This is a genomic window from Dietzia psychralcaliphila (genome assembly GCF_003096095.1).
In the GTDB taxonomy this organism is placed as follows: Bacteria; Actinomycetota; Actinomycetes; order Mycobacteriales; family Mycobacteriaceae; genus Dietzia; species Dietzia psychralcaliphila.
In genome coordinates, this window is record NZ_CP015453.1 from 1,666,249 (window position 1) to 1,688,927 (window position 22,679).

At 68.2% G+C, this 22,679-nt stretch carries 25 protein-coding genes; 14 read left to right on the top strand and 11 right to left on the bottom strand.

The annotated features are described in order from the left end of the window. Positions 1-49: 49 nt before the first annotated feature. Entirely contained in the window at positions 50-895 is an 846-nt protein-coding gene (gene ppgK / locus A6048_RS07535; RefSeq protein ID WP_107749193.1) for a polyphosphate--glucose phosphotransferase, read from the bottom strand. A 161-nt stretch (positions 896-1,056) separates the two neighbouring features. Here ppgK and A6048_RS07540 point away from each other — a divergent pair, with 161 nt between their 5' ends. Further along, positions 1,057-1,938 carry an inositol monophosphatase family protein gene (locus A6048_RS07540; RefSeq protein ID WP_107749192.1) on the top strand — a complete coding sequence of 294 codons (882 nt, stop codon included), beginning with the start codon at positions 1,057-1,059 and terminating at the stop codon, positions 1,936-1,938. On the opposite strand, the gene cei is transcribed toward A6048_RS07540, so the two are convergent. Then, the gene (cei, locus tag A6048_RS07545) at positions 1,928-2,503 is read right to left on the bottom strand and encodes an envelope integrity protein Cei (RefSeq protein WP_235027674.1); all 576 of its coding nucleotides are present in this window, start codon (positions 2,501-2,503) and stop codon (positions 1,928-1,930) included. The two genes, A6048_RS07540 and cei, sit on opposite strands and share 11 nt — an antisense overlap. A 268-nt stretch (positions 2,504-2,771) precedes the next feature. Here cei and A6048_RS07550 point away from each other — a divergent pair, with 268 nt between their 5' ends. Further along, positions 2,772-3,074, top strand: a complete 303-nt coding sequence (locus tag A6048_RS07550) for a DUF4193 domain-containing protein (RefSeq protein ID WP_107749190.1) — start codon at positions 2,772-2,774, stop codon at positions 3,072-3,074. Positions 3,075-3,078: 4 nt separating this feature from the next. Here A6048_RS07550 and A6048_RS07555 read toward each other — a convergent pair whose 3' ends face one another. Then, entirely contained in the window at positions 3,079-3,498 is a 420-nt protein-coding gene (locus tag A6048_RS07555) for a DUF3093 domain-containing protein (protein ID WP_235027675.1), read from the bottom strand. A 140-nt stretch (positions 3,499-3,638) separates the two neighbouring features. Here A6048_RS07555 and dut point away from each other — a divergent pair, with 140 nt between their 5' ends. The 4 genes from dut (at position 3,639) to A6048_RS07575 (ending at position 6,354) form a co-directional block, all read left to right on the top strand. Then, the gene (gene dut / locus A6048_RS07560; RefSeq protein WP_107749188.1) at positions 3,639-4,118 is read left to right on the top strand and encodes a dUTP diphosphatase; all 480 of its coding nucleotides are present in this window, start codon (positions 3,639-3,641) and stop codon (positions 4,116-4,118) included. A gap of 78 nt (positions 4,119-4,196) precedes the next feature. After that, positions 4,197-5,096 (top strand): DUF3710 domain-containing protein, encoded by a 900-nt coding sequence (locus tag A6048_RS07565; RefSeq protein WP_107749187.1) that lies wholly within the window; start codon positions 4,197-4,199, stop codon positions 5,094-5,096. A 26-nt stretch (positions 5,097-5,122) separates the two neighbouring features. Beyond that, entirely contained in the window at positions 5,123-5,521 is a 399-nt protein-coding gene (locus A6048_RS07570; protein ID WP_107749186.1) for an OB-fold nucleic acid binding domain-containing protein, read from the top strand. Continuing rightward, positions 5,518-6,354, top strand: coding sequence for a DUF3159 domain-containing protein (locus A6048_RS07575; protein WP_412523701.1), 837 nt, complete (start codon positions 5,518-5,520; stop codon positions 6,352-6,354). Before A6048_RS07570 ends, A6048_RS07575 begins: the two co-directional genes overlap by 4 nt. Positions 6,355-6,457: 103 nt before the next feature. Here A6048_RS07575 and A6048_RS07580 read toward each other — a convergent pair whose 3' ends face one another. The 3 genes from A6048_RS07580 to A6048_RS07590 all read right to left on the bottom strand — a co-directional run bounded on the left by A6048_RS07580 (position 6,458) and on the right by A6048_RS07590 (position 8,641). After that, positions 6,458-7,345, bottom strand: coding sequence for a DUF2189 domain-containing protein (locus tag A6048_RS07580; protein WP_107749185.1), 888 nt, complete (start codon positions 7,343-7,345; stop codon positions 6,458-6,460). 178 nt (positions 7,346-7,523) lie between these two features. After that, complete coding sequence (gene ahpD / locus A6048_RS07585; protein ID WP_107749184.1) at positions 7,524-8,048, bottom strand: alkylhydroperoxidase, AhpD family; 525 nt, start codon at positions 8,046-8,048, stop codon at positions 7,524-7,526. Next, positions 8,045-8,641, bottom strand: a complete 597-nt coding sequence (locus tag A6048_RS07590) for a peroxiredoxin (RefSeq protein ID WP_107749183.1) — start codon at positions 8,639-8,641, stop codon at positions 8,045-8,047. The genes ahpD and A6048_RS07590 overlap by 4 nt, the downstream gene beginning before the upstream one ends. A 153-nt stretch (positions 8,642-8,794) precedes the next feature. On the opposite strand from A6048_RS07590, the gene A6048_RS07595 reads away from it, so the two are divergent. Then, positions 8,795-9,730, top strand: a complete 936-nt coding sequence (locus A6048_RS07595; RefSeq protein ID WP_107749182.1) for a LysR substrate-binding domain-containing protein — start codon at positions 8,795-8,797, stop codon at positions 9,728-9,730. Between the two features lie 4 nt (positions 9,731-9,734). Here A6048_RS07595 and A6048_RS07600 read toward each other — a convergent pair whose 3' ends face one another. Genes A6048_RS07600 through gndA form a run of 3 tightly spaced genes read right to left on the bottom strand, consistent with a single transcriptional unit; the run spans position 9,735 to position 13,437 of the window. Further along, on the bottom strand, positions 9,735-10,670 hold the full coding sequence (locus A6048_RS07600; protein WP_235027676.1) for a hypothetical protein: 936 nt from the start codon (positions 10,668-10,670) through the stop codon (positions 9,735-9,737). Further along, positions 10,667-11,998 (bottom strand): DEAD/DEAH box helicase, encoded by a 1,332-nt coding sequence (locus tag A6048_RS07605; RefSeq protein ID WP_107749181.1) that lies wholly within the window; start codon positions 11,996-11,998, stop codon positions 10,667-10,669. The genes A6048_RS07600 and A6048_RS07605 overlap by 4 nt, the downstream gene beginning before the upstream one ends. Further along, positions 11,965-13,437: an NADP-dependent phosphogluconate dehydrogenase gene (gene gndA / locus A6048_RS07610; RefSeq protein ID WP_107749180.1), complete on the bottom strand. Its 1,473-nt coding sequence runs from the start codon at positions 13,435-13,437 to the stop codon at positions 11,965-11,967. The genes A6048_RS07605 and gndA overlap by 34 nt, the downstream gene beginning before the upstream one ends. A gap of 300 nt (positions 13,438-13,737) precedes the next feature. Between gndA and A6048_RS07615 the strand changes: the two genes are divergently transcribed. Both A6048_RS07615 and A6048_RS07620 read left to right on the top strand, forming a co-directional pair. Further along, entirely contained in the window at positions 13,738-14,502 is a 765-nt protein-coding gene (locus A6048_RS07615) for a hypothetical protein (protein WP_107749179.1), read from the top strand. Between the two features lie 90 nt (positions 14,503-14,592). Continuing rightward, positions 14,593-15,009 carry a PaaI family thioesterase gene (locus A6048_RS07620; RefSeq protein ID WP_107749178.1) on the top strand — a complete coding sequence of 139 codons (417 nt, stop codon included), beginning with the start codon at positions 14,593-14,595 and terminating at the stop codon, positions 15,007-15,009. A gap of 95 nt (positions 15,010-15,104) precedes the next feature. On the opposite strand, the gene A6048_RS07625 is transcribed toward A6048_RS07620, so the two are convergent. Continuing rightward, positions 15,105-16,529: an NAD(P)/FAD-dependent oxidoreductase gene (locus tag A6048_RS07625; protein WP_107749177.1), complete on the bottom strand. Its 1,425-nt coding sequence runs from the start codon at positions 16,527-16,529 to the stop codon at positions 15,105-15,107. Positions 16,530-16,754: 225 nt separating this feature from the next. On the opposite strand from A6048_RS07625, the gene A6048_RS07630 reads away from it, so the two are divergent. Both A6048_RS07630 and A6048_RS07635 read left to right on the top strand, forming a co-directional pair. Continuing rightward, the gene (locus tag A6048_RS07630) at positions 16,755-18,095 is read left to right on the top strand and encodes a class I SAM-dependent methyltransferase (RefSeq protein WP_107749176.1); all 1,341 of its coding nucleotides are present in this window, start codon (positions 16,755-16,757) and stop codon (positions 18,093-18,095) included. Between the two features lie 9 nt (positions 18,096-18,104). After that, positions 18,105-18,584: a nitroreductase family deazaflavin-dependent oxidoreductase gene (locus tag A6048_RS07635; protein WP_107749175.1), complete on the top strand. Its 480-nt coding sequence runs from the start codon at positions 18,105-18,107 to the stop codon at positions 18,582-18,584. A gap of 6 nt (positions 18,585-18,590) precedes the next feature. Here A6048_RS07635 and A6048_RS07640 read toward each other — a convergent pair whose 3' ends face one another. Further along, complete coding sequence (locus A6048_RS07640) at positions 18,591-19,070, bottom strand: MaoC family dehydratase (RefSeq protein WP_107749174.1); 480 nt, start codon at positions 19,068-19,070, stop codon at positions 18,591-18,593. A 143-nt stretch (positions 19,071-19,213) separates the two neighbouring features. Between A6048_RS07640 and A6048_RS07645 the strand changes: the two genes are divergently transcribed. The 3 genes from A6048_RS07645 to A6048_RS07655 all read left to right on the top strand — a co-directional run bounded on the left by A6048_RS07645 (position 19,214) and on the right by A6048_RS07655 (position 22,676). Next, on the top strand, positions 19,214-19,996 hold the full coding sequence (locus A6048_RS07645) for a thioesterase family protein (protein WP_107749173.1): 783 nt from the start codon (positions 19,214-19,216) through the stop codon (positions 19,994-19,996). Positions 19,997-20,247: 251 nt separating this feature from the next. After that, complete coding sequence (locus A6048_RS07650; RefSeq protein ID WP_200837447.1) at positions 20,248-21,657, top strand: hemolysin family protein; 1,410 nt, start codon at positions 20,248-20,250, stop codon at positions 21,655-21,657. Continuing rightward, complete coding sequence (locus tag A6048_RS07655; protein ID WP_107749171.1) at positions 21,657-22,676, top strand: CNNM domain-containing protein; 1,020 nt, start codon at positions 21,657-21,659, stop codon at positions 22,674-22,676. Before A6048_RS07650 ends, A6048_RS07655 begins: the two co-directional genes overlap by 1 nt. Positions 22,677-22,679: the final 3 nt, after the last annotated feature.

Genomic DNA, 22,679 nt, shown 5'->3' on the forward strand with positions numbered 1-22,679 from the left:
GTAACGAGGAACCAGCCCGGAGGTCGCATCAGGCGCTCAAGACGACGGGTCAGTAGGCGTCGGGGGACAACGTCGCCCCCAGGTCCACCAGGCCCGCGTGCCCCGCTGAGTACAGTGCGGCCCCGATGATCCCGGCGTCGTTGAGTCGGATGGCCGCGCGAACCGGGGTGCGGTTGTCCAGCAGCGGGAACCACTCGTCGGCGGCCTCGCTGACCCCGCCCCCGAGCACGAACGCGCGGGGCCAGAGCAGGTCCTCCAGAGAGCGCAGGACGTTGGACACGTGGGGCGCCCACTCCTCGAAGCTCAGGTCGTCCCGTGCACGGATCGACGCCGAGGCGAGGTGTTCGGCCTCGTCGTAGCCGCGGCCGGCGATGTCCTCCACGAAGAGGTGTCCGAACTCCGTGTTGGGGATGAGACGGCCGTTCAGCAGCAGTGCCGAACCGATCCCGGTACCGAAGGTCAGCAGTATCACCAGACCGTCGACGCCCTCACCGGCGCCGTAGTGCACCTCGGTGATCCCCGCGGCGTCTGCGTCGTTGAGCATCACCACGGAGCGTCCCGGCAGGTGCCTGTCGAACAGGTCGATCACGTCGCAGCCGACCCAGGAGTCGTCGATGTTGTGGGCGATCCGCGCCACTCCGTCGTGGATGACGCTGGGCAGTGCCACTCCCACCGGGCCGTCCCATCCGAGCTCCTCGACCATCGCGCGGATCACCTCGGCGACCGCGTCCGGCGTCGCCGGCTGCGGGGTGTCACGCGTCAAACGCTCGCCGAGGAGTTCCCCGGTGCCGAGGTCCACCACTCCGACCTTGATCCCGGTACCGCCGACGTCCACCCCCAATCCGGTGGAGGTGACCGATGCCTGGGCGCGCCCGGCGGGGGTGGGGGTGGGCATCTGAGGCTCCCGTGTGACGGGCCGTGTGGGTCACGGCTGGGGGTTGGAGACCACCGGGCCGACGGGGCACGATGGGGGCGACGAGCGCCCGTTCGTCAGCGTATCTGTCCGGTACGGCCGAGTGACCGGTTCATTCGGGGACGACGACGAGGGGAGCCGACATGGCGCAGGAGACGGTTCACGATGTCGCGGGAGAAATCGACGCGGACACGATCGACGAGTTGAGGGAGTTCGCGGCGCACCTCGCGGTCTCGGGCGGCGACGTGGCCCGGCGGATGCTGGAGCAGTTCGCCCCTACGGGTCTCGACCCGCGCGCCAAGAGTTCGGCGACCGACCCTGTCACCGTCATCGACACCACGGTGGAGGAGCACCTCCGTTCGGAGGTGGCCGCTGCCCGGCCCGGCGACCGGGTCCTGGGGGAGGAGGGTGGCGAGGACCGGTCCGCCGCGGGTCGGGGAGCGGTGCGGTGGGTGGTGGATCCGGTCGACGGGACCGTCAACCTCCTCTACGGGATCCCCTTCACCGCCGTCTCCGTGGCGGCCGAGGTCGACGGCGTCGTCCTCGCGGGTGCCGTGCACAACATCGTCACGCGCGAGACGTGGACCGCAGGTGTCGGACGCGGATCGAGTCTCCGATCCGCGGGGGGAACGGTCACCGAGTTGGCGGCGTCAGGGTGTGACGACCTGTCGTTGGCGCTCGTGGGGACCGGGTTCTCCTACGACTCGGACGTCCGCGCCGAGCAGGGGCGGGTGGTCGCAGGGCTCCTCCCGCGTATCCGCGACATCAGACGGTGCGGATCCGCGGCCCTGGATCTGTGCATGGTGGCCACCGGCCGCCTCGACGCCTACTACGAGCGCTGCCTCAAACCGTGGGATCACGCCGCCGGGGCACTGATCGCCGCCGAGGCCGGTGCGATGGTGATGGTGTCCGACAACGACGAGGTCCCCACTGTTGCCGCCGCACCCGGTGTGGCATCCGCGTTCTCGGCCGCCCTGGCCGCCCTGGACGCGATGGAGGGGCTCGAGCGGCCGGTCAGCAGCTGACCGCGCGCGCCGCCTCGAGTTCGGCGGAGATCGGTTGACGACCGACCTTGAGTTCGTCGAGTGAGCCCACACTCTCCGTCGAGTCCGACAACCGCGAGAAGATCGTCCCCAGCACCAGGTCGACGGACGCGTCGTCCCGGCCATCGGCCACCAACTGCATGCACGGCGCCGCCAACGAGAGTGACCGAGCGTTCGCCTGCCCGGCCTGGCCGTAGCGGATCTGTCCGTGGCACTCGAGATCCTGGGCGTAGACGGGGTCGTTGCCCGTGGTATCTGCTCCCGCCGGCTGGAACCCGCGCTCGGCCAGCTGGGCTGCGACCGCCCCGGCCTGACCGCTCTGCCCGTTCGCGTTGAGCACCCGGACGCTCGTGTCCGACAACAATGCCGGTTCGACCGAGTCGAGCGCGTCGGCCGGTTGTGCCTGCAGTCCGGCCTCTTCCGCCGCCGGCGTCACGGGGCAGGCGGCGGCCTGGGTCGCGGCATCGCTTCCCCTGAGGGCGAGGGCCCACACGACACCACCGAGGACCAACGCGGCCACCACGAACAAGATGTAGGGGCTGCGCATGCGTCCCATCCCCCGAGTGGGGGTCGGACTGGGAGTCGCCTGGGCGCTGAGGTGGACGACCATGAGGGTCCTTCCTGCAGGTGTCACGGTGCGGGAGCCCTGTCCGGGTCCGCCTCACCACTGTAATCGCCGGGGTGTCAGCGTCCCGGCCGGGACACGGTCCGGCAGCTCGGATGAAATCCCTGCTAGTTTCCGTTAATATGCGTGCGCCGGTCGGTCAACGATCGAACCGACCACCCTCGTCACCAGACCGCTAGAGAAGAGACTCATGGCAACCGACTACGACGCACCCCGCCGGACCGAAGCTGATGAGCTCGCCGGTGATTCGCTGGAAGAACTCAAGGCCCGGAGGGCGGAGGGGGCGACCGGCGAGGTCGACGTGGACGAGACGGACACCGCCGAGTCCTACGAGCTGCCGGGTGCAGACCTCTCAGGAGAGGAACTCACCGTGCGGGTGGTTCCCGAGCAGGACAACGAGTTCACCTGTGGCGACTGCTTCCTCGTCCATCACCGCAGCCGTTTCGCCGAGGAGAAGGACGGGCTCCCGATCTGTGTGGACTGCGCGGGCTGATCAGTCAGCTGTAGTGGTTGTCCGGAAGCGCCGCCGCGAGTCCCTCGGGGTCGCGGGTACTGACGAGCCAGTACGGCGTGGGGTCCAGAGGGTCGTCTAGGACGACGATCACCATGGTGGGGACATACCCGCGGTGGACGACGAACGCCTCGGGATCGAGCTGGCGCCCCATCGCGGCCTGCTTCGCGGTGGCCGGAACGACGGCGCTGCGCGAGATGGCTTCGAAGGGAAGACGTGCCCGGCCCGCGTACAGGGTTCCTCCACCCTGACCGTCGGACTCGACCTCGATTCGCTCGCGCCCGACGGTCACGAAAAGCCAGGCGAACAGCGCGGGTACGACCACTGTGAGGAGCCACAACCACCACGGGGCGCCGAGCGTGAACGCCACGGCGGCGACGAGGCCGGTGACGGCGACGAGAACCACCCACCACCATCCCGGTACCAGGAGGCGTTCTGAATGAACACGGCGCGGGACGCGGTCGGGCGACGGTCGGAGATCTTCTTCGGTCACGACATCAAGACTATCCATCACCCGGGCTCCACCCGGCAGGAGGGCGGCCAGCAATGAGCAACTCGGAACACCCGGTCGGATCAGGCGGACCGTTGCGTCTGCGGCGGCTCGACCCCGGGCTCCCCGTGCCGTCCCGGGCTCATCCTTCGGATGCGGGTATCGACCTCTATTCCGCTGAGGACTGTGAACTCGCACCCGGGCAACGGTCGTTGGTGGGCACAGGGGTGTCCGTCGCCATCCCGGAGGGATATGCGGGCCTCGTGCACCCCAGATCCGGGCTCGCCGCGCGTGCCGGGCTCTCGATCGTCAACGCCCCGGGAACCGTCGACGCCGGGTACCGCGGCGAGATCAAGGTCAACCTCGTCAACCTCGACCCGTCCGAACCGGTCCGCATCGGACGCGGTGACCGGATCGCACAGTTGCTCATCCAGCGAGTCGAACTCTGGGACGTCATCGAGGTCCACGAGCTCGACGAGACCGACCGGGGCGAGCGTGGTCACGGATCGACCGGAGGCCACCACCGCCTGACCTGACCGGCGGCGACATCGTTGGGTAGCGTCAGGAGGCACGGTCCCGACCGGGACCGGGTCGCATGCGGAGAGGATTCGACCATGTTCGGACGCAAGAAGTCGGTGACCGGGGACAGCGAGGCCGCCGCCCCCGGGGACGCCGCGGACTCCGCACCGTCTACGGCGGGACCTCATGACCGTTCGGCGATCGCGGACGTCACCCGGTACTACACCGATCTCGGCTTCGGACACCTCGACCTCGGCTCCCTGGTGATCGGCGTACCCAAGGGACGCGACCTGAACGTCGCTCTGGATCCCAACGGTCAACCTGAGTTCCACGTGGTCACCTCCGTGTCGCGGGTCATCCCGCGCGCCTTCGCCGCCCCGAAGTCCGCAGGGCAGTGGCGGACCATGGTCGCGGGCATGCGCGAGCAGCTCGAGGGGCAGGGCGCCGAGGTGACGGTCGAGGACGGCCCGTGGGGGCGTGAGCTCGTGGCCGCCATGCCCGGCGCGGTGTTCCGCGCGATCGGGGTCGACGGCCACCGGTGGACCGCCGAGGTGCGGATCATGGCCACCCCCGAACTGGCGGAGCAGGCCGCCGAAGAGGGCAGAGAAGTGTTCGAGCATCTCCTGGTGAACCGTGGCGAGGGGCCGATGCCCGTCCGGGAGGCACTGCCGCTGACCATCCCTGACGAGATCCAACAGGCGCTGGTCAAGGCGCAGTCGCAGTTGGCCGCGCAGCAGCAGGCGCAGGCCTATCAGCAGCAGATGGCAGCAGGTCAACCCGCCCAGGCGGCAGCGCAGGCCCGGCCTCAGAACCCGCAGGCCCGGCCTCAGACCGGCCAGACGCCGGCGTCGAGCTCCCCGGCACCGGCTCAGGAACCCAGTCCGGCGTCTCAGCCGGAGCAGACGCCGGCGTCGCAGCCGGTACAGAAGCCGGCGTCGCAGCCGCGCAGGGACGGCAGCGCCATGGACCGGCTCCGCGGCACCGACGAGCTCTGATCGACCGACGCTCCGAGAGGGGAGCCATGTCAGTGGCACGGATGTTCCGTGGGCTCTCGGTTCGCCTGACAGCGCCGCTCGAGTCGCTCGACGCGGTGGACCTGGCCGGCGTGGTGCAGGGAACCGGCAGTTCGCCGGTAGAGAGCGCGCAGCGGGGGCAACTGGTCACCCTGGCCGGTCGGGTGCGCACGGTCCTGTCCGGGGGAGGAGAGCAGTTCCTCGGGGTGACCGCCGAACTGTACGACGGGACGGGTGCGGTAGACGTGTGTTGGTTGGGACGTCGATCGATCCCGGGAATCGACACCGGCCGCTTCGTCAAGGTCACCGGACGGATCGGCGTCCGGGATGGTCAGAAGATCATGTTCAATCCGCGCTACGAGTTGCTCAGTGGGCAACCGCGCGCGGGACGCGGAGGAGAAGCGTGACAGAGTCTGAACGAGCTGGGGAGCAGGCCACCGGGGACGCTTCCGACGACAGCACGAGAACCAAGCGCAAGGCCTCGTTCGGTGACCCGGACGCCTCGTTGCTCGATCAGATGGGTGGAGTCCGCGGGCTCGTCTACTCGTCGATCCCCATCCTGACCTTCGTTCCCGTCAACGGGTTCTGGGGACTGACCGTGGCGATATGGGCCGCCCTGGGGGTGGCGGTCGCGATGTTGGCGTGGTCACTGGTCCGACGCGAGAACCCCCAGCCCGCGATCTCCGGGTTCATCGGGGTCGCGATCGGTGTCCTGATCGCCTGGCGCACCGGAAGCGCGAAGGGGTATTTCCTCTACGGGATCATCACGCAGGCGGTGTACGGCGGGGCGTTCGCACTGTCCGCGCTCGCTCGGTGGCCGCTGGTCGGTGTGATCTGGGGGTTCCTCGACGGAAAGGGTATGTCCTGGCGCAGGAACCCGCACGCCCGGCGTTGGTACGCCATCGCCACCTGGATCTGGGCCGGACTCTTCGCGATACGCGCTGTCCTGCAGCACGCGCTCTACCTTAATGACGAGGTCAACTGGCTCGGCGCTGCGCGGATCGCCATGGGGTGGCCGCTCGCGCTGGTGGCGTTTGCCGCGACCATCTGGGCGGTTCGGCGCGCGATGGCGCACGAGAGCGACTCTCCGGACGAGAACCCCGCGCACGAGAATCCCCCGGACGTGAGTTCCGCGCAGGTGAACTCCGCGAATGTGAACTACACGGACGAGAACTACACGGACGAGAACTACGCGGACGAGAGGGACTCCCCGGAGCCCCGAGGGCTCACGAACGACTGACCACTACTGTGTGGTGTGCACAACAGCCCCCGGCGGACCCCGCCGGGGGCTGTTGTCTGTGATGCGCATGACCCACTGGTCGTGGCCCTGCGTAATGCTGTGATCAGACTGTGCTTGTCGCCATACGCGAGAAGTCGCTCGGACCGGTGATGGTGCGGTAGGCGAATACCGAGGCCAGGGTGACCACGGGAACAGCGACGAGGAGCCCGACGAACAAGGCCAGGAAGCCGGCGATGACGACGAGGATGTTGAGCACCGCGAGGGCGAACAGGTTGCCGGCGTCGGACTTGATGGCGTTGACGCTCGACTTCATGGCGTCGATCGCCGTCATGTTCCGGTCCACGACGAAGTGGAGGGTCCAGTAGAGGAGGAAGGCCGCCACGATCCCGGGGATGATCAGCAGGATGAACCCGATGGTCGTCGCGATTGCCACCAGGATCGCCGCGATGACGAAGGCTCCGAAGTTGTGCAGCTTGAAGAAGTCGCCGATCTCCGGCTTGTGACCGTCCACCTCGAGTAGCGCGCCCCGGATGACGAAAGCCTGGAACAGGAGGCTGACGGCAAACGTCAGGATGCTGCCGATGAACGACACAGACATCGATTCCGAGTTGGATACCGAACTCGCGATACCGTTGGCGACGAACATGGCCAGAGTGATCAACACCCACGGAAGTGGATTGTTCTTGAACATCTGCCATCCGGCGCCGATGGCGTCGGTGGCGGACACCCTGCCGGTCATCATTGGTCCACCGCCCTGTCCGGGCTGGGGGTGTGCGGCGCCGTACGCCGGGTCCCCGTATGGCTGCTGGCCGTAGTCCTGCCCGCCGTAGCTCTGCTGACCGTAGCCCTGATCGGGATAGGGCTCCTGGCCGAATCCCTGCGCGTTCCCTTGTCCGCCGTGCTGCTGTCCGCCCCAGTTCTGCTGACCGGTTCCTGCGCCGTACGGATCGTTCGGGAACCCGTCTCCTGACGGGGTGCCTCCGGTGGTCATGGCATCTCCAGATCTCTTTGCGTCGGTGTGAAAGATTTTTCCACTTCCCTCTCTCCGAACCTAGTCCTGTCCGGGCGTTTTGGGGAGGGTCAACTCGCCGAGACGGCGTGAGGAGAATGCAGCGAGCCCCGTCGACGGTGTCGACGGGGCTCTGCGTCCGTGATCCGGAACAGTGGGGTCAGATGTTGGCGTGGATCTCCACGGCCTGCGCGACGCCGGCCACGGTACCGGCGATCTTGACGGCCTCCCAGGCCTGTTCCTTGGTGATGCCTTCCTTGCGGATGACGTCATCGTGCGCGGCGGTGCAGTTCTCGCACCCGTTGATCGTCGAGACGGCCATCGACCAGAGTTCGAAGTCCGCCTTCTCCACCCCCGGGTTGGCGATGATGTTCATCCGCAGGCCCATCCGGACCTGGGTGTAGTCCTCGCCGAGGAATTCCTTGGCACGGTAGGCCACGTTGTTCATGGCCATGATGGACGCGGCACCGAGTGCGGCGTTGAACGCCTCGTCGGACAGGTGCTCGCGTGCCTCGTCGGCGATCTCGGACAGCACGGTCTCGGAACGGGTTGCCGCGGCGGTCGCGAGAAAGGTCCCCCAGAGCTGCTGGGGCGACAGCTCCGTGGAGCGCGCCAGTGACCCGAGGTTCAGCTTGAGATCCTTCGCGAACTCGGGGAGTCCGGACTTCAGGTTCTCGATGGTCACTTGATGCCCTCCTGCAGCATGTCCATCTTGTTGATGTTCTTGGTCGGGTCGTTCTTCTGCCAGTTGCAGGCACAGACCTCGGACGACTGGAGGGCGTCGAGGACACGCAGGACCTCGTCGACGTTGCGGCCGACGGCGTCCGGAGTCACCGAGACGAACTGGATGACGTTGTCCGGGTCGACGATGAAGGTGGCGCGGTCGGCGACCCCGTCAGCGTTCTCGACGCCGAGCTCGCGGATGAGCTCGTGCTTGATGTCCGACAGGATCGGGAACGGGACACCCTTGAGCTCGTCGTTGGTCGCGCGCCAGTTGAAGTGCGCGAACTCGTTGTCGATCGAGCCACCGAGGACCTGCGTGTCGCGGTCCTGGAAGTCCTCGTCGAGCTTGCCGAACGCGGCGATCTCGGTGGGGCAGACGAAGGTGAAGTCCTTCGGGTAGAAGAAGATCACGCGCCACTTGCCGGCGTAGGACTGGTTGGTGATCGTCTCGAAGTAGTCCTCGGGCTGCTGGGCGTTGACCTGCTGGAGGTCGCCGCCCTTGAGGGCCGTCAGCGTGAAGTCGGGGAACTGATCGCCGATAGTGAGAAGTGCCATGTGATCCTCCTGGGTTAAAGGCCGTTCTTGAACGGGCATGCCCGACTATGCCCGACCCCCGTTGAGAGGTAAACCTAATGAGGTGAAGATCACCCATAGGGGGGAGCGAATAATCATCGACTCTGACCTATCGATCGTTCTACACTAATCGGTATGGTCAATCAGCGGTTCGTTCCGAGCGTGACCCAGCTCAGGGTGTTCCTCGCCGTCGCGGAACGGCTCCACTTCCGCAGTGCCGCTGAAGAGCTCGGAATGAGCCAACCGTCACTCTCCCAGGCACTCGCCACCCTGGAGGAGGGACTGCGGGTTCATCTGGTCGAACGGAGCACGCGGACCGTGCTCGTCACGCCCGTCGGGCATCGACTCCTCCCGTTCGCACGGGCGGCGGTGAGCGCGATGGATGCTGTCGCCGATATCGCCGCCGGTAGCGGGGGACCGCTGTCGGGCGACCTCCGGATCGGGGTGATCCCGACGGCTGCGCCCTACCTCCTCCCGGGCCTGCTCCCCGCGCTGGCCGATCGTTTCCCCGATCTCCGGCCGCGGATCGTCGAGGATCAGACCGCCAGACTGGTCGAACAGTTGCGCGCGGGGGCGATCGATGTGGCGATCATGGCCGTGCCGACCGAGTCCGCTGGAGCGATCGGGGTGCCGCTGTACACCGAGCAGTTCGCCCTCCTCGTCCCTGCGGACCACGCGCTCGCCGGGCGAGAAGGACTCTCGTTGGAGGCCCTGGCGGATCTTCCACTGTTGATGCTCGATGAAGGGCACTGCCTCCGCGACCAGACGGTGGACCTGTGCCGGAGGGTCTCTGCTCCGATCCTGGGCCGCGGTGGGTCGCGGGCGGCCTCCCTGACCACCGCGGTGCGATGTGTGGCCGGGGGGCTCGGGGTGATGATCGTGCCGGAGTCCGCGGTGGTGTCCGAGAGTCGCGACCCTGGCATCGGGGTGGCGAGATTCCTCGAGCCCGCCCCGGGCCGGACGATGGGGTTGGTCCTCCGCACGGCTACGGCCGGCGACGACGCCTATTCCGAGTTGGGAGACGTGATCACGGGAGTGGCCGAGCGGTTGTTCGGAGCGATTCCCGCGTGACGGGTCACTTCTCCGCTCCGGCCAGGCGGCTCGCGCTCGACGACTCCAGGGTCCTGACCGCGTCCAGGTATCGGGCCCGGAGCGCCTGCGTCCGTCGGATCCATCCGCGTTGATGGGCCACGAACGCCGCACGGCCCTCGGGGGTTTCCACCGGGATCGGCTCGAGCCCCCAGGCGGAGAGATCGTAGGGGGAGGACCGCATGTCGACCTCACGGGCATCGAAGGCGGCGACGAGCGTGTCGACGAGGAGCTCTCCCGGGGCGCCCGCCTCCATCGCGGCGACGTGCGAGTAGAGGTCCATGCCGGCGTGCAGGCAGGCCGGCTGTTCGTTCCGGGCCTGCCCGACGCGGGTCAGGACGTCCTGGTTGAGGGGGACGGCGGCCTCGGTGAAGAACCGTAGGGCGTCGAAGTGGGTGCATCGCAGTCGGGAATTGTCCACGACCTGGTCTATCCGTGCGTGCGACACCCGTAGCGGTACCTGGCGGTGACGTGCGTCGTCATCAGTGGTGCCGTAGAGCATGGCCCACTCGTGGAGGCCGAAGCAGCCCGTGGCGCCTGGCCGCGACGCGGTGGCTTCGACGATCTCGCGTGCCCGGGTGATGCGGGAGCCGCAGCGGGACAGGACGGACGAGGGGTTCACGATCAGGCCGGACCGACCGTGCAGTGAGGCGCGCTCATAGTGACGCCATTCCACCCGTTCGGTCAGATGGGCGTCCTCCAGGATCAGCCCGGGTCCGGGGTGCCAGCGCCGGACGGCGGCGACGCTCGTCCGGTAGTAGGTGAACAGGAAGTCCGCGACCGGGTGTGGCTCGCCCCGGCGCCGACGCGCGAGGTGGTCGTTGGTCAGCAGATCTACTGTGTCGGTGTGCCGGAGCTCCAGTTCTCTCCAGAGTCGTTCGGGCACCAGAACGGGATTGGCGGTACGGCGACTCGCGCTCACGAACGTCGCTTCTTCTTGGGGCGGTGCACCCGGGACTGCGCGGGCCGGCGGGAACGTGCCGACGGCGCGGACTCTCTGCGGCGCCGGGGCAGCGCGATCTCCGGACCGAAGAGCTCGTCGAGGAGGGGGGCTGCACGGGGCCCGGTGGGGTCGACGAGATCGACAGTCATGCCGACCTCACGTGCCAACGCGCTGATCCGTGCCACCTCCGACGGTCGGACGATCGCGGCCACCACTCCGGCGGCGTCGTCTCCCCGCCCGGTCCGGCCGGAGCGGTGGACCAGATCCTGTACAGAGTGGGGAGGTCCGACGTGGATGACGTGGCCGATACCGTCGAGGTCGAGACCACGTCCGGCGAGGTCGGTGCTCACGAGTACCCGGACGGTGCCCGAGGCGAGGTCGGCGAAGGCGCCGGCCCTCCTGGTCGGTGAAGCCGAGCCCGCCACACCGGCCGCGGTGACTCCGGTCGCCGCGATGGAGGCACGCAACTGCTCGACAGCGTCGCGTCGGGGAACGAAGAACAACGCCCGACGGCAGCGGGCGGCGAGTGCGATCGCGTAGAGGTCCGGATCCGGTGCGGAGACCACGACGAGCCGACGGGGAGCCCCGGCGGCGGCGACCGTGGGCGGCGCGGAGTCGACGGGGGAGTCCACGCGGTGGATACGCAGCCCGGGGCGCCTGCGTCGCAGTGCGTCCTCGACATCGGTGTCCGCCGTGGCCGTCGTCGACAGGAGCGCGGCGTCGCCACACTCGGCGAGCAGTGCGGCGGTCTGTTCGCCGAAAGAGAGCCCCATCAAATGGTCCGCCTCGTCCAGTACGAGCACACTGACATCCGCCGTGGACAGTGCTCCGGTCCTGATCAGATCGGTCAGCCGTCCCGGTGTGCCCACCGCGATGTCGACCGGTGCCACCAGGGTCCTGCGGTCCTTCGAGAGCGGCTGACCGCCGACGAATGTGGCGACGCGGAGTCCGGCACCCGCGCCGACCTCGGCGAGGACCTCTGCGTTCTGTACCGCTAACTCGCGGGTCGGGGCGACCACGATCGCGCGCGGCCGATCGGGGAGACTCGGGGCCCCGGCCAGCCTATGGGCTACGCCGATCGCGAACACCAGGGTCTTCCCGGAGCCCGTCGGCGCGACCGCGAGGAGATCGCGGCCCGCCACCGCGTCCTCGAGAGCCGCGGTCTGGATCGGACTCGCCGGTCCGTCTACGACTGTGGAGACGGCGTGCCTGATCGGGACCGCTACGCCGAGCCCGGCGAGTAGACGGCCCAGATCCCGATGAGCCGACCCGGTCAGACCTGAACCTCCGTACGATCGCCGCTCCACTGGGTGTGGAAGCTGCCCTCGCGGTCGGTCCGCAAGTAGGTGTGGGCGCCGAAGAAGTCACGCTGGCCCTGGATGAGCGCGGCGGGTAGGCGCTCGGTCCGGAGTCCGTCGTAGTAGGCCAGGGCCGCGGCGAATCCGGGCGCCGGGATTCCCGCGGAGACCGCGGTGATGACCACGCGTCGCCAGCTGTCGACACAATCCGCGAGGGCCTCGGCGAAGTACGGGGCGGCCAGAAGCGTGGGTAGATCGCCGTCTTCCGCGTAGGCCTCGCGGATGCGGTCGAGGAAGGTGGCGCGGATGATGCACCCCCCACGCCAGATCGTGGCCAGGTCGCCTCGCGACACCTCCCAGCCGTGCTCGGCCGTGGCAGCGGTGATCTGGTCGAAGCCCTGGGCGTAGGCGATGACCTTCGACGCGTAGAGCGCCCGGCGCACATCCTCGACGAATTCCGGGCCTGTTCCGGTCGGGGTCGACACCGCGCCGGAGGGCAGTGCCCTGCCGGCCTCGCGTTGGGGTACCGAGCTCGAGAGGGCACGCGCGAACACGGCCTCCGCGATGCCGGTCACGGGAACCCCGAGATCCAACGCGGACTTGACCGTCCAGCGACCGGTTCCCTTCTGGCCCGCACGGTCCACGATCACGTCGACCAGGGGATACCCGGTCTCGGAGTCCTCCTGGGCGAGTACCTCTGCCGTAATCTCGATGAGGTAGGAGTCGAGTTCGCCGGTGTTCCATTCACGGAAGACCTCGGCCATGGCCGCCGGCTCGATCCCGGCCACACCGCGGAGCAGGTGGTAGGCCTCGCCGATGAGCTGCATGTCCGAGTACTCGATCCCGTTGTGCACCATCTTGACGAAGTGGCCGGAGCCGTCCTCGCCGACGTGGGTGCAGCACGCGGTCCCGTCGACCTTGGCGGAGATGTCCTCAAGCATCGGCCCGACGACCTCGTAGCTGGAGGCCGGGCCACCCGGCATGATGGACGGGCCCTCGAGGGCGCCCTCCTCGCCGCCGGAGATGCCGGCGCCGATGAATCGGATCCCGCGGTCGGCCATCGCCTTCTCCCGGCGGATGGTGTCGGTGTAGAGGGAATTGCCACCATCGATGATGATGTCGCCCTCGTCGAAGGCATCAGCAAGGGCCTCGATCACCGCATCGGTGGGTGCTCCGGCCTGGACCATGACCAGTGCGCGGCGCGGTGACCGTAGCGCTGCGGCGAATTCCTCGATCGTCTCAGTACGGACGAACTCCCCGTCCCCACCGTGCTCGTTCAGCAGGGCGTCGGTCTTGCCGGCGGAGCGGTTGTGCACGGCGACCGTGTATCCGTGGCGGGCGAAATTCCGGGCGATGTTCGAGCCCATCACGGCGAGTCCGGTGACTCCGATATCAGCGGTTCCGTCGGTGCCTGAGGTCGGCTGCGCGTCCTCGCGCTCAGTACTCATGGGTCTCAGAGTAGTCCACGCCATCCCGGGCGATGGACCTGCGTCGATGGGAGATCGGGGGCGGTTCGCGGGCGCTACGCAACCTGTGTGTTTGCTGACAGATCAGTCGTGCACTGAGTGCAATGATTGCCGGAACCGACCAAAAACCCTTGGTTGCGGCAGGTGGTGTGTTGTATCACTTATTACCGGGCCGGGACACCGGTGCACCCGCGGAACGGGGGGAAACGATCCGCGGGGTGGCATCGACGGGTAGGTGGCCGGCCGGGTTGAGAAGTGATCATTGAGGGGGAAGCAGCAGAGATGACCAGTTCCATGCTGCCCACGCAGATGGTGGGTACGCGCACGGTGTTCGACGACACGGTCGACGTACTCGCCGGATTCAGGCCGGGATACCCGAAGTTCTACTCGATCGCAGATCTCCGAACACAGTCCCGCCGCCGGTGGGTCCCGCTGGAGCAGGCGGTGGACGGCGGACGTGTCGAGATGATGTTCCGCAACTACTTCGCAGAGTCCGGGGACATCCGATTCTCGACGTACCTCGTCGCGGACGCGTTCGCCCACGGGGTGATCGGCCGGGCGGTCGCGAGCTTCGTCACCATCGGCCGGGTCTGGGACACAGGTGCGGAGAACCTCGCGGTCCGCACCGACATCGAAGGCGGGCTCGATTGGGCGGGGGTCCGGGACACCACGTTGCGTCTTCTCTGCGACGATCCGTCTGCGGGGTCACCCGGGACCGTGGTGCTGCCGTGCGAGCAGGCGCTCGCCCAGTGGCTCGCCTGCCGGTCGCGCATGACCTTGAGCCCTGTGTTCGACGACCTCTCCCGCGTGAGCAATTGCAGTGTCGACACCCTGTGGTCGGTGGTCGGGGAGTGTGTACTGGGCGCCGCGACCATCGTCCCGACCTTCGCCGACACGAGTTCTGAGACCGGATACCGGCGCGGGCAACTCGTCCTGCAGGCCCTACACGACTCAGGTCTGGCGGTCCGGAGACGGAGTGCCCTACCGCGAACGCCCGGAGCGGGACCGATCCCGGTGCGCGACAGGGGCTGGCGCTCGGTCCGCTGAGCCCGCCTGACTCTGCTCCGGGAACGCGGGCGCGCGGTAGCGTCGGAACCCGAGTCGCCCGGACGGCCCGGGCCTTCAGGAAGAGGATCGATGTCCGACGCGGTCGAGAACGAGTTCATCCAGCTGATCCGAGGTCAGTCCGGTGCCGGTTTCGGCGGCGGAATCGGCATGAACTATCTGGAGGTCACTCCCGACAGGGTGGTGGTCTCGGTGGAAGTCGGCCCGCATCTGCACCAGCCCTACGGGATAGTCCACGGCGGCGTCTACTGTGCCATCGCCGAGGAGGTCGCGAGTGTGGCGGGCGCGGTGTGGCTCGGGGGCGAGGGGAAGGTGGTCGGGGTCAACAACTCGACTGACTTCCTGCGTGCCGTCACCGAGGGCACGCTCACGGCCACCGGCACCCCCGTGCACCGGGGCCGCAGTCAGCAACTCTGGCGTGTCGAGATCACCGGTGACGACGGCCGGGCCGCTGCCGTCGGTCAGGTCCGACTCGCGAATCTCCAGTAGTCGGGGCCCGTTTACGGAGAAAGTCGGGGGCCCGGGTACGGAGAACGCCCGGCGGGAGAGTTCCCGCCGGGCGTTCCTCGTGAAGTCGACTTTCGTCAGTCGCTGATCGACGTGGTCTCCACAGCCCGGTCGCGGGCCTCCTCCGCCGACAGGGCCTTGTCCTGGGCCGCGACCCGCTCGATGGCCTGTCGGCCGTAGACCCACTGCTGGGTCGACGTCAACTGCGAGCGGTGGTCGCCGCCCATGTGCATACCCCAGGAGAACATGGTGGTGAGTCGGTTCTTGAAGCCGATGAGGTAGGCGAGGTGCACCACGAGCCACATCACCCACGCGATGAAGCCCGAGATCTCCAACTTGCCCACCTTCACCACCGCGCTGTAGCGCGACACGGTGGCCATGGAGCCCTTGTCGAAGTACTTGAACGGCGGCCGCTCGGCGGAGGACCTGCCCTTCTCGACCTCGGCCATGATCTGCTTGGCGGCGTACTTGCCGCCCTGGATCGCGACCTGCGCCACCCCGGGGAGGCCGTCGAGGCTCATCATGTCACCGACGACGAAGATCTCGGGATGTCCGGGCAGCGAGAGGTCCTTCTGCACCAGGACGCGTCCGGCCCGGTCCACCTCGGCGTCGGTCTGGTCGGCGAGCATTTTGCCGAGGGTGCTGGCCTTGACGCCGGCGGACCAGATCTTGCAGGTGGCATCGATCCGGCGGACCGAACCGTCCGGGTCCTTGACCTCGATGCCGTGGTAGTCGACGTCGGTGACCATGGCATTGAGCTGGATCTCGACGCCCATCTTCTCGAGCCTCGCCCGAGCCGCGTTGCCGAGCTTGTTGCCGAACGGCGGGAGGACCGCGGGGGCGGCATCGAGGAGAATCACGCGAGCGGTGGCGGGATCGATCCGGCGGAAGGTGTCCTTGAGAGTGTGCTGCGCCAGCTCTGCCACCTGCCCGGCCATCTCCACACCGGTCGGGCCGGCGCCCACGATGATGAACGTCAACAGTCGGCGGCGTTCTTCTTCGTCCTCGGTGACCTCGGCCTGTTCGAAGCAGCCGAGGATGCGGCTGCGCAGCTCGAGAGCGTCGTCCACCGTCTTCATCCCCGGGGCCCAGCGCTCGAAGTGGTCGTTGCCGAAGTACGACTGGTTGGCGCCGGCGGCGACGATCAGGCTGTCGTACTCGATGTCGAACGGGATGTGGCCGGCGGAGGCGGACACGGTCTTGGCCGCCACGTCGATCTTGTTGACGTCACCGAGGATGCAGGTGGCGTTCTTCTGATCGCGGAGGATCAGCCGGGTGGGCGGAGCGATCTCGCCGACGGAGAGGATTCCGGTCGCGACCTGGTAGAGGAGCGGTTGGAACAGATGGTGCCCGGTCTTGGCGACCAGGGTCACGTCCACGTCCGCCTTCTCCAGTTGCTGTGCGGCGAAGAGCCCGCCGAAGCCGGACCCGATGATGACGACGCGGTGCCGGCGGCCGGCCGGTGCAGTGGCGGTGGCCTGGTCGTGTGCGGGCTCGGTCATGGCGGCTCCTGGTGAGGGTGGGTCTGTCGTGACGGGCGCGTTGGCTCGTCGGTCGGGGCCCGGGCGGGTCAAGCGCGGACACGAGTACCCAGAGTAGTGGTATGCGGTAACCGGTGCACACGTTGTGGGCTCGCGGCGGTGAACCATTCCCCCCGTCGCGCCTGACCGGCCGGGGCGACGTGCGGCGGTACCGTCCCACTGACGACACCCCTGAGGAGGGACCCGGTGGTCAGACTCGAACCGCAGACCGTCGACCTCGATCGGTGGCCCGCGCTCGCGGAGCCGGACGGGACAGGCGGACAGGCCGCGGGTGAGGTCGCCCAGGCGCTGCGGAGGTCGACCCGGGAGCTCGGCCTGAGGATCGACTACCCGGACTCGACGGCGGCGGGGGAGTACGACGCTCCCGTACGCATGGTGTTGGGGAACCCCGAGCGCTTCTGGGCGCGCCTCGCCTCGGCCGGGGTCCTGGGCCTGGGCGAGTCGTACATGGCCGGCGAGTGGACGACCACCGACCTCGGGGCGGTCATCGGGACCCTCGGCCCCTGGATCGCCGGCAACGCCGATTGCGCCCACCCGGGCGAGCGTGCCTACGGGCGCGAAGGTCGCGGAACCCCCGGTGGTGGGCGCAGGCGCGGGGGGCCGGTGGCGGTGGAGCTCGAGGATTCCGTTCCCGGGGCGCTCACCTCGCTGTACACCGACGAGACGATGTCGACCTCGGGCGCGGTGTTCGCCTCCGGTGCACGCACCCGCACACGGATGGAAGACGGAACCGACGTGGTCCACCTGGAGGTCCCGGCGTCGCCGCCACGGCGCAACGATCTGGGTGATGCCCAGAGGCGTTCGGCCGACACACTTCTCTCCCTGGCGGGTGTCGGAGCAGGGTCTCGGGCCCTCGTCGCCACGCCGGGGTGGGGCGAACTGCCGATGCGGGCCGCCGAGCGCGGCGCTCACGTGCGGACCATGACCGCCTCGACCGAGCGTCTGTCGGCCCTCGGCTCGAGATTCGCCGCGGCGGGACTCGATGACGAGATCACCCTCTTCCTGGGTGGTCCTGCGGATGCGCGGGGGACCGTCGACGCGGTGGTCGCGGTCGACCCCGGCGTCACGGCGGGATTCGCCGGTTACGCGGAGGTGCTGGACGCAGCCGAGAGGCTCCTGGCGGATGGCGGCAGACTCGCGATAGCGGCGGTGGTCTCCGCGGAGCGCCCCAGGCCCGCGGTCGTCGAGCTCGCGGCGTGGGGCTCGCGCTACGTCTCCGAGGCGGGGCCCGTGGTGTCCTGGACGGAACTGGTGGCGGCCATCGAACGATCACCGCGCCTGCAACTACTCGGGCGGATCGAGTCAACTTCGCACCACGCGGAGACGGTGCGGTTGTGGTCCGAGACGTTCGCGCACCGGGGGCGGGATGCGGCGGCCCTGGGATTCGACGCCGTCTACCGCCGGATGTGGGCGTTCCACCTCGCGTCCCTCGAGGCCGGGTTGCACCGGGGCTGGCTCGAATCCGTACAGGTGGTCGCGACCGCGAAAAGCACCCTGACTCGTCGGGAATGGCCGCCGACATCCTAAGGTTCGTTCATGAGTAACTTTCTCACCCCGCTCGCGGTCTGGTTCGGGCGTCAGGACGCCACGCGGGAGAACTCCCATCTCGTGGTGACGGTCGACAAGTGGATGACCAGGATCTCCGGTGGCAGGGTCCCGCTGCTCCGCGTGGCGGGACTACCCACCCTCACGTTGCACGTCCCGGGGCGGAAAACCGGTGAGCTGCGCGACACGCCTCTACTGTGCGCGTCGTGGCGCAACGGCCTGGTGATCGTCGGCTCCAACTGGGGAGGCGAGAAGATGCCCGCGTGGGTGCACAACCTCCGTGCGGCGGGGGCGGGCGAGGTCGACATGTCGGTCTACGGCGCCAGGCTCACCGTGGACGTGCGCGAGGTGTCCGAGGACGAGCGGGCCTCGGCCTGGGATGCCGCCGTGAGGGTGTGGCCCAACTACGAGATCTACGCCACGCGCACGACCAGGAACCTGCCGATCTTCCACCTGACGCCCAGGCTCTGACCCGGGTCAGCGGCGGGCGACCATGTTGAGTGCAGTGGCGGTCAGCACCGGTTCGCCGTCCTGGTTGATCAGCGTCACATCCGTGGTGAGCACCCCCCGGTCCGGTTTGCTCCTCGAGGGGCGGACACCGGTCGTCTCGCAGACAAGGGTGAGCCGGTCACCGGGGCGGAGGGGCCTGACCCAGCGGAGTTCGTCGATCCCGGGTGAGGCCAGGCTCGCGACACTGGTGAGGTAGTTGTCGGCGAACAGGCGCATCATGAGCGCGGCCGTCTGCCAGCCGCTCGCGATCAGGCCTCCGAACGGCCCCCCGGCCGCCGCCTCCGGATCGGTGTGGATGCTCTGCGGGTCGTACCGGCGGGCGAACTCCACGATCTCGTCGGCGTCCACGGACTCCTCGCCGAACCGGTACCGGCCCCCCTCCGTGTAGTCGTCGAGGAATCTGTCGTCGATCGTGGTGTCGAAGGTGTCGTACTGATCTGCGGTCATGGGGCACTCCTGGGCGGGTGGACGGGCTCGGTGGTTCCTGGTCAGAGTCAACCGCACGCGGGTGTCACCGGGTGCCGATTGACGGCCGTCCCCCTCGTCCCGTGATAGTCAGTTAGTGACAGTTCACCCGAGCGGAGGCGTGCGTGGCGTATTTCGATCGACTCGATGACCGTCGGTTCCACCCGACGTCGCACACCACCGGGGCGTGGGATCCGGCGGTACAGCACATCGGCCCCTCGTTCGGGCTGCTCGTGAACGAGGTGGAGCGTGACCTGCGATGTCGGCGGGACGGTCCCATGGCGATCTCGCGACTGACCTACGAGATCCTCGGCACCGTGCCCATGGACCCGGTGTCGGTGGACGTGCAGGTCGTCAGACCGGGGCGCACGATCGAACTCGTGGAGGCCACCTACGGTCTCCCGGGCCGGGTGGGTGTCCGTCTGCGTGCCTGGTTGCAGCAACCGCGGGACACCTCAGGAGTCGAGGGAGTCGGCTTCGACCCGATCCCGGGACCGTCCGAGATGGCGCGGTGGGACCCCACCTCGGTGTGGCAGGGCGGGTACCTGGCGTCCGCGGAGGTTCGACGGGAGTCGGTCGGACCGGGTCGGGCACGGTACTGGGTCCGAACCGACGTCCCGTTGGTCGCGCGGGAGACGGTGAGCACGCTAGCCAGGTCGGCGGCCCTGTTCGACATCGCCAACGGTTTGGCGGTCCGCGCGTCTCCCGAGGACGTGCAGTTCCCTAACATCGACCTCACCGCTCACCTCCTGCGCGAGCCGCGAGGGGACTGGCTCGGGTTCGACACCCGGGTGAGTTTCGGCCCGGGCGGGCTCGGGCTCACGGCGAGCGTCCTGCACGACGAGGCGGGCCCGATCGGAACCCTCGCACAGACCCTCACCGTCCGCCCCGCCACTGCCGGTTCGTAGCCGTCACCGGCGCCCGGGCATGAGGTGCGATGAGCAGGTGTGGTTATGCGGGTCGGGGTAGGCCATACTCGAAGGCGTTACGCACATCTACTCACGAAACGGAGTGTGTGAGAAGCCCTGATGGGTACTCCCTCTGGAAGGACCGGGTCGGTCGACGACCCGGGGCCTAGTCTCCCTCGTTCTCTCGCTCAGATCTGCGGCGGTCGGTTGTCGAGACGACGCCCACCGAGGGTGGAGGTGACCCCGTGGTCATGACCCTCCTGATGCTGTTGCTGGGGATCATCGCGATCCTGGCCATCATCGCCGTGAACGGCTACTTCGTGGCCCAGGAATTCGCCTACATGTCCGTGGACAGGAACAGGCTCAAGGCGCTGTCCGAGGCGGGAGATGTCGCCGCGCAGCGAGCGCTGAAGGTCACGCAACGAACGTCCTTCATGCTCTCGGGCGCCCAGTTGGGAATCACGGTCACCGGCCTGCTGGTCGGGTACGTTGCCGAACCCCTGGTCGGAGAATCGCTGGGGACCCTCCTGGGCGTGGTCGGTGTTCCCGCGGCGGTCAGCGTCACGGTGGGCACCGTCCTGGCGTTGGTGGTCGCCACCGTGGTGCAGATGATCTTCGGTGAGCTGTATCCCAAGAACCTGGCGATCGCCAGCCCGGAGCCCCTGGCCCGCGGTCTGGCTCGGTCGACCACCGTCTACCTGACAGTGTTCGGCTGGCTCATCGTGGTGTTCGACCGGGCGGCCAACCTCCTGCTCAAGATGGTCGGGGTCACACCGGTCTACGATCTGGACTCCACGGCCACGGCCGAGGACCTCGAACGAATCGTGGCGGACGCGCGGGACAGCGGAGATCTGCCGGAGAACCTGTCCGTTCTCATCGACCGGATCCTGGACTTCCCGGACCGGACGGTGGAGCACGCGATGGTCCCGCGGCCCCAGACCAGCGTGGTCGGTCCGGACGACACCGTCGGCGAGCTACGGGCGATGATGGCCTCGGGACACACGAGGTACCCGGTGGTCTCGGAGAATCTGGAGCCGCTGGGGGTCGTTCAGTTGGCGGATCTCCTCCGCGAGGGTGTGCAGGTCGACTCCCTGGTGTCGGAGATCATGCGCCCACCGGTGGTCTTCCCCTCGTTGATGTCCCTGCCTCACGCACTGTCGACCCTGACCCGGTCGAAGACCCAGCTCGCGGCGGTGGTCGACGAGTACGGGGGATTCGCGGGCGTGTTGACGTTGGAGGATCTGGCGGAGGAGTTGGTCGGCGAGTTGACCGACGAGCACGACACGGAACCCGAGTCCGTCATCGCGCTCGTGGACGAGGGGTGTTGGCGGATGGACGGCGACGTCCATGTCGACGAGGCCGAGAGGGCGCTCGGGCATGAGCTCCCACACGGCGACTTCGAGACCATGGCGGGGTTGACGATCTCCGCCCATGGCGAGCTCCCCGAGGTGGGACAGACCGTGCGCGTGGAACTGCCGATCGAGCCCCGGGAGCTGATAGCCGAGAAACCGGTTCAGTTCGCATTGGACATCGAGGTCCTCGACGTGACCCGGCTGGTGCCGGGTGAGTTGCTGGTCCGGTTGGTGGATATCGCGGAGGATCCCGCGGAGCGATCCGGCGACGACGAACCACGAGATGTGGGACAGGGGGGTGAACTGTGATGGACAATCCGTTGGTCGTCGCTGTGATCACCGTGGCACTGATCGTCCTGAGCGCCTTCTTCGTGGTGATCGAGTTCGCGCTTCTGGGAGCTCGCAAACACCGGCTGGAGAAGGACGCGGAGCGGAGCGCCTCGGCGCGGGCGGCCCTCCGGGGGATCAACGAGCTGACGGTCATGCTCGCGGGAGCCCAATTGGGAATCACGGCCTGTACCTTCGCCCTGGGTGCGGTCACCAAGCCGGCTGTCGACGCCTGGCTCGGGCCGGTCCTCACCTCCTGGGGTGCACCGGCGCAGGTGGCCGGCGGCGCCGCGTTCGCGCTGTCCCTGCTGTTCGTGACCTTCCTGCACCTGGTGGTGGGGGAGATGGCTCCGAAGTCGTGGGCCATCGCGCACCCGGAGTTCTCCGCCAAGTTCATCGGGCTTCCGTCCCGGGGCTTCATCTGGGTGTTCCGGCCGCTCCTCTGGTGGGTGAACGAGGTCGCCAACCGACTTGTCTCCGCCAGTGGTGTGACCCCGGTCGAGCGGGCCGCGGTGGGAGGACAGGATGCCGCCACGATCCGGCAACTCGTCGAGCACTCGGCGTCGGTCGGGGCCCTTGACGAGACGTTCAGTTCCCCGCTGACCGGGGCGCTCGGACTCGATCAGCTCACGGTGGGTTCCCTCGTGAACACCGACAAGGAACCCACTGCGGTGGCCGCCGATGCCACCGTGGCGCAGGTTCAGGAGGCCGCGGCCCGGACGGGGCACATGCGCATTCTCCTTCTCGACGGGACCTCCGCTCCGGAGGTGGTGCACGTGCGGGACACGCTCCTGGAGCAGGAGGACAGCCCGGCCCGGGATCTGGCCCGCCCCGTGATGCTGCTCGACACCCGTACGCCGGTCTACGAAGCGCTCGCGGTGTCGCGGGAGAGGAGCGAGCAGCTCGCCGCGGTGATGGAACACGACCGGTTCGTCGGGGTGATCACGATCTCTGACATCCTGCGCCATATCCTCCCCGAGGAGGCCGAACCGGTCGGCTGACCC

What these genes read in the sequence shown, in the direction of transcription:
- A6048_RS07620 (WP_107749178.1), top strand. Translation starts at nt 14,593, where the DNA reads ATGTCCGACGCGGTCGAGAACGAGTTCATCCAGCTGATCCGAGGTCAG.
- A6048_RS07640 (WP_107749174.1), bottom strand. Translation starts at nt 19,070, where the DNA reads ATGACCGCAGATCAGTACGACACCTTCGACACCACGATCGACGACAGA.
- A6048_RS07635 (WP_107749175.1), top strand. Translation starts at nt 18,105, where the DNA reads ATGAGTAACTTTCTCACCCCGCTCGCGGTCTGGTTCGGGCGTCAGGAC.
- A6048_RS07580 (WP_107749185.1), bottom strand. Translation starts at nt 7,345, where the DNA reads ATGACCACCGGAGGCACCCCGTCAGGAGACGGGTTCCCGAACGATCCG.
- A6048_RS07540 (WP_107749192.1), top strand. Translation starts at nt 1,057, where the DNA reads ATGGCGCAGGAGACGGTTCACGATGTCGCGGGAGAAATCGACGCGGAC.
- A6048_RS07550 (WP_107749190.1), top strand. Translation starts at nt 2,772, where the DNA reads ATGGCAACCGACTACGACGCACCCCGCCGGACCGAAGCTGATGAGCTC.
- dut (WP_107749188.1), top strand. Translation starts at nt 3,639, where the DNA reads ATGAGCAACTCGGAACACCCGGTCGGATCAGGCGGACCGTTGCGTCTG.
- cei (WP_235027674.1), bottom strand. Translation starts at nt 2,503, where the DNA reads ATGCGCAGCCCCTACATCTTGTTCGTGGTGGCCGCGTTGGTCCTCGGT.
- A6048_RS07590 (WP_107749183.1), bottom strand. Translation starts at nt 8,641, where the DNA reads ATGGCACTTCTCACTATCGGCGATCAGTTCCCCGACTTCACGCTGACG.
- ppgK (WP_107749193.1), bottom strand. Translation starts at nt 895, where the DNA reads ATGCCCACCCCCACCCCCGCCGGGCGCGCCCAGGCATCGGTCACCTCC.
- A6048_RS07615 (WP_107749179.1), top strand. Translation starts at nt 13,738, where the DNA reads ATGACCAGTTCCATGCTGCCCACGCAGATGGTGGGTACGCGCACGGTG.
- A6048_RS07650 (WP_200837447.1), top strand. Translation starts at nt 20,248, where the DNA reads ATGACCCTCCTGATGCTGTTGCTGGGGATCATCGCGATCCTGGCCATC.
- A6048_RS07625 (WP_107749177.1), bottom strand. Translation starts at nt 16,529, where the DNA reads ATGACCGAGCCCGCACACGACCAGGCCACCGCCACTGCACCGGCCGGC.
- A6048_RS07565 (WP_107749187.1), top strand. Translation starts at nt 4,197, where the DNA reads ATGTTCGGACGCAAGAAGTCGGTGACCGGGGACAGCGAGGCCGCCGCC.
- gndA (WP_107749180.1), bottom strand. Translation starts at nt 13,437, where the DNA reads ATGAGTACTGAGCGCGAGGACGCGCAGCCGACCTCAGGCACCGACGGA.
- A6048_RS07655 (WP_107749171.1), top strand. Translation starts at nt 21,657, where the DNA reads ATGGACAATCCGTTGGTCGTCGCTGTGATCACCGTGGCACTGATCGTC.
- A6048_RS07570 (WP_107749186.1), top strand. Translation starts at nt 5,123, where the DNA reads ATGTCAGTGGCACGGATGTTCCGTGGGCTCTCGGTTCGCCTGACAGCG.
- A6048_RS07595 (WP_107749182.1), top strand. Translation starts at nt 8,795, where the DNA reads ATGGTCAATCAGCGGTTCGTTCCGAGCGTGACCCAGCTCAGGGTGTTC.